Below are 2865 nucleotides of genomic sequence, written 5' to 3' on the forward strand. Positions count from 1 at the left end.
GGAGCAACAGGAGCAACAGGAGCAACGGGAGCGACAGGAGTAACAGGAGCAACGGGAGCAACAGGAGCAACGGGAGCAACAGGGGCAACGGGAGTAACAGGAGCAACGGGAGCAACGGGAGCAACGGGAGCAACAGGGGCAACGGGAGCGACAGGAGCGACAGGAGCAACAGGAGCAACAGGAGCAACGGGAGCAACGGGAGCAACGGGAGCAACGGGAGCAACAGGAGCAACAGGGGCAACAGGGGCAACGGGAGCGACAGGAGTAACAGGAGCAATGGGGACACTAGTAACAAACTCTGGTTTTTTCTATAATTCAGTAGCTCAATCAGTAGCAGCTGGAGCGATTGCGAATTTAACTACTACAGGGGTAAATACTGGTGGATTTACATTAGCTGGTGGAGGTATTACAGTTCTTCAGACAGGTGTTTATAAAATAGAATATTTTTTATCTCCATCAAATACTACTGGTGGTGTTATGGCTCTTGAGTTAAATGGTACTATAATTCCTGGTTCAATTATTTTTTCAAATGCATCGGGTGCTGGTAATGGTACCCAACCAGAAACCGGAACTGTAATTGCCAATATAACAGCAGGTCAATTACTAACTGTTAATAATGTTGGTAATGTTGTAACAGATCTAGGGACTACAGTTCAAGGTCAAAACATTCCATCTGTAGCTTTAACAATAATTAAAGTCTCTTAGGGGGCCCAACCCACATCCATCAACGTAAGATTTTGGATTATCCTCAAAGTTTAAATCACGTTACTATTCTCATTAAGATAAGAGAATAGTAACGTGATTTTTATGAATATGCATCAAAACCATGGCATGGGGATTAGCCTATATGAGACTAACAAGCACTCATATATAAGCGAAGAAAAAAACTTTCTTTTTATAATGAAGAATACTTACTAGCTTGGTGGTTAATGCATCATACAAAATTATTTGACCATGGAATCCTTATCAATCGAGGTTCTACAAATCCATTAGAGGTATTTATCTTATTGTTGATCCAAACTATTCTTATAAGAATCCCATTTACAAACAGCCTATAGTTAGACAACGTTATTATGATATCATTCCATATGATATTACTTATCAATATAGAGGTAGATTTATTCATAATTATGAACATGGTAACTATACAGCTGGAACACATTGGTCTCCCAATAAATTTATGATTTATCTATCTTCTGCCTTTTCATGAAACGTATGTCTATAAAAGCATTCTGCCTTAAAATGACTAAAAAAGCTCTCTATACATGCATTATCGTAACAATTTCCCTTCCTAGACGTACTTACAATTATTTTGTTCTTTTTAAGTAATTGGTTATATTTTTTTGACGTATACTGATAACCTCGGTCGCTATGTAATACTGTTTCATGGACTTTTCTTTTTCTCAAGGCTTTATTGACTGTATCTGTAACTAATTTTAAATTGTTGTATTCGCTCATTTGATAGGCCACAACTTCGTTATTGTAAAGGTCTAGTATCACTGAAAGATATATGCGCTTAGTATTAAAGGTAAGATAGGTTATATCTGTAACCCATTTTTCATTTGGTCTTGTAGTTGAAAACTCTCTGTTTAACAGATTTTCCGACACGACGCATTGTTCTTTTAAACCAAAATGCCTCCACTTTTTCTTTCGAATCTTAGCTTGTAGCCCCATTCTCCTCATTAAACGATATACTCTTTTGTGATTTACCTGTAAACCATAATACTTTTTGAGCCATATACAAATTCTTCGGTAACCATAGCTACCATTTATATCTGGATCTCGTTCGCATTCTCCTATTTTAGACATGATAAATTGGTCCTCTTTCATCTTTTCAGTGGAATCGTTGATTCTTTTTTCCCACTTATAATATCCACTTCTTGAAACACCTGCAATTTCACAAAGCAATACAATTGAAAAATTCTGTTTTAAGGTATGAATGACCTCATATTCTCCTGATTTACTTTTTTTGACCTCATCCCCCTTTTCGTAGCTAATAGCTTTTTTAAGTATGCGTTTTCCGCTTCTAATCGTTGTATTCTAGCATCTTGACTTATTTCATTTGTTTGGATCTTCCACGTTTTTCTTGTAGGCCCAGAATACCCTCATTTTTATATTTTTTAATCCATCTATCTATAACTGAATATGTAACTCCTAATTCCTTTCCAATTAACTTGCTTCCAATTCCTCTATGTAAGTACAATTCAATAGCTTTCATTTTAAAATCAATTGAAAAAGTTCTTCTAATTTTCCCCATAAAAAATCCCCTCCATAATAAACAGTAAAGTAACTTTCTTTCAACTGTCTACTATAAGGGGATCATATCAGGATACAGAAATCATCTTCTTGATGTTGCCTAACTTTTACAAAATGTCCTTTACAAAGGGTACAGATTAAACCCCGTAGTTACTTTAAACTGGAATGGTGTATGACATTCCTGAAGCAATTAGCTTGCTACTAATATATGCTAAGCTATCGATAAAAATAGTTATTGTGAGTGGGAACAGTAATTTATTTTGGAGTGAGTTTATTTTTAGTAAAGCTTTGTATTTGAAACATATCCCGTTTTATAAAAAAAAGAGATGGAATCCTATGTCATCTCTTTTTTAGTGAATTTATGTCGATAACATTATATGTTCTGTTATATAAAATTGCAACTAGTTCCATTTATTTAAAAATAGGTGATGTACCAGGATCATTTTTTTTCTTTGAGCATTTATTATAAATAGTAAAGCCTTTTTAAAGGAATAAATAGGAGGTGAATTTATGTCAAATAAAAAAAAATTAGAACAATTTAGTTGTAAGGAATTATTATCCGCGGCTACATTAGATCCAAACTTGATTGGTCCTACCCTCCCACCTATC

At 35.2% G+C, this 2865-nt stretch carries 1 protein-coding gene and 2 pseudogenes; 1 reads left to right on the forward strand and 2 read right to left on the reverse strand.

Annotated features, from left to right (window positions below):
- Positions 1-705, forward strand: a pseudogene (locus C4S65_RS34880) (collagen-like repeat preface domain-containing protein); the annotation flags it as partial.
- Positions 706-1185: 480 nt separating this feature from the next.
- Here the strand turns inward: C4S65_RS34880 and C4S65_RS33790 are convergent.
- Positions 1186-2031 (reverse strand): IS3 family transposase, encoded by an 846-nt coding sequence (locus tag C4S65_RS33790; RefSeq protein ID WP_142391624.1) that lies wholly within the window; start codon positions 2029-2031, stop codon positions 1186-1188.
- Positions 1929-2257: pseudogene (locus C4S65_RS33795) on the reverse strand (helix-turn-helix domain-containing protein). The gene C4S65_RS33790 and the pseudogene C4S65_RS33795 overlap by 103 nt, the downstream one beginning before the upstream one ends.
- Positions 2258-2865 lie beyond the last annotated feature (608 nt).

Origin of the sequence: Bacillus sp. ok061, assembly GCF_900108285.1 — a bacterium.
GTDB classification, from domain to species: Bacteria; Bacillota; Bacilli; order Bacillales; family Bacillaceae_G; genus Bacillus_A; species Bacillus_A thuringiensis_S.